Source organism: Cuspidothrix issatschenkoi CHARLIE-1 (genome assembly GCF_002934005.1).
Taxonomy (GTDB): Bacteria; Cyanobacteriota; Cyanobacteriia; order Cyanobacteriales; family Nostocaceae; genus Cuspidothrix; species Cuspidothrix issatschenkoi.
In genome coordinates, this window is record NZ_PGEM01000184.1 from 1 (window position 1) to 1,594 (window position 1,594).

The 1,594-nt window shown below is 41.5% G+C and carries 2 protein-coding genes; one reads left to right on the plus strand and one right to left on the minus strand.

Going from position 1 to position 1,594, the window contains the following annotated elements:
• Positions 1-419: 419 nt before the first annotated feature.
• Entirely contained in the window at positions 420-671 is a 252-nt protein-coding gene (locus CUN59_RS19430) for a DUF5615 family PIN-like protein (RefSeq protein ID WP_104389381.1), read from the plus strand.
• Between the two features lie 90 nt (positions 672-761).
• On the opposite strand, the gene proC is transcribed toward CUN59_RS19430, so the two are convergent.
• Entirely contained in the window at positions 762-1,577 is an 816-nt protein-coding gene (proC, locus tag CUN59_RS19435; protein ID WP_104389382.1) for a pyrroline-5-carboxylate reductase, read from the minus strand.
• Positions 1,578-1,594 lie beyond the last annotated feature (17 nt).

Sequence of the window (1,594 nt, forward strand, 5' to 3'; positions counted from 1 at the left end):
ATACGAGGGAATGCGTAGATAGGTCCCTGCTCTAGAACTTAAAAGTTAAACAGGCTTAAGGGGTAAGCCAGTGCTTTTAAGATAGTTACCGACGACTAACATTGTCAAAGCTAACATTACCCCAGAAATGGGAGGCTCTTCGGAGCAAAATATTATATCCAAATATTTGTTTTAGACACTGAAAAAAGACCACTCTTTCCTAATTAATCCAGTAAATCAATTCACAAAGACAGTTACGAATCGAATATGGAAAATCAAAGATTTGTTAATTGCTCAACTGTCCCTTTCATTGTTTGTGCTGGGGCACAAAATTACTCCAGGGACGTTTCACAATTAACCCTCCATTCCTCCCATCACCAAACTGAGTACAGTTTTGGTGGGGGTCTCCTGGAGGTTTAGATGAAAAAGATTCGGTAATTATGGAGTGGGCAAAAATTAACGGTTACATCGTCTTTACCCACGATTTAGACTTTGGTTCTCTGTTAGCTGCAACAGGGGCAAATACTCCTAGCGTCATTCAGGTTCGGACTCAGGATATTTTGCCTAGTAGTATTGAAAATATAGTTATTTCAGCCCTGAACCAGTTTGAATCTTCACTCTTATCAGGTGCTTTAGTAACAGTTGATAAAGCCCAATCTAGAGTCCGTATTTTACCAATTAAACATGGTTAACCGGGAATGTATATTTAGAGTTTGGCAACGAAAAACCACTCTATTTTATAATTTCCCATGTTGCACTATCAGAAAAACAACCTCTATCTATCACCCTTTCCCCAATTCTTGAGCGCGTTGTTTTGATGCTTTGACGGCTTCGATGACAGCAGAACGAAAACCTGCTTTTTCTAAGGCGCTGACACCGGCAATGGTTGTACCACCAGGACTAGTAACTCTATCTTTGAGTTCGGCGGGGTGGATTTTTGTTTCTTGTATTAGTGTGGCTGTTCCTAAAACTGTTTGTACTGCTAGTTGTTTAGCGATCGCTCTGGGTAAACCCACCGCCACACCTCCATCAGCTAAAGCTTCAATCATCAATGCCACATAGGCAGGGCCACTACCAGATAATCCTGTGACTGCATCCATCAGCGTTTCTGGAACTTCCACCACTTCCCCCACAGCAGTAAAAATCTGCTCTGCTATTTGTTTATGACTGCCATCAGTGTAAGCACCGAGAGAAATCGCCGTTACTCCTGCCCCCACAGTCGCCGGAGTATTAGGCATAGCACGAACTACAGGCATTTGCACAAAAGCGGCTTCTAATTGTTTTAAAGTTATACCCGCTAGTATAGAAATAATTAAGGGTAAGGTTTGCTGAGGTAATATATCTGCTAATTCTTGAGTAACAGCCGTAAATATTTGGGGTTTAACCGCCAACATGATGGCTTCCTTGGCTTCTCCTACAACTAAACTATTATCTGTGGTAACAACTACTTGATATTGTGCTTCTAAATAGCTCCGGCGTTCAGCTTGGGGTTCACTGACAATAATTTCTGATGCTTGATAAATACCACTGACAATAAGGCGGGATAATAGAGCTTCTCCCATTACCCCACCGCCAATTAAGCCAAATTTTATAGTCATTTTCATCTAAACCTCCA

Coding starts and splice junctions, on each gene's coding strand:
- CUN59_RS19430 (WP_104389381.1), top strand. CDS start 420: ATGGAGTGGGCAAAAATTAACGGTTACATCGTCTTTACCCACGATTTA.
- proC (WP_104389382.1), bottom strand. CDS start 1,577: ATGACTATAAAATTTGGCTTAATTGGCGGTGGGGTAATGGGAGAAGCT.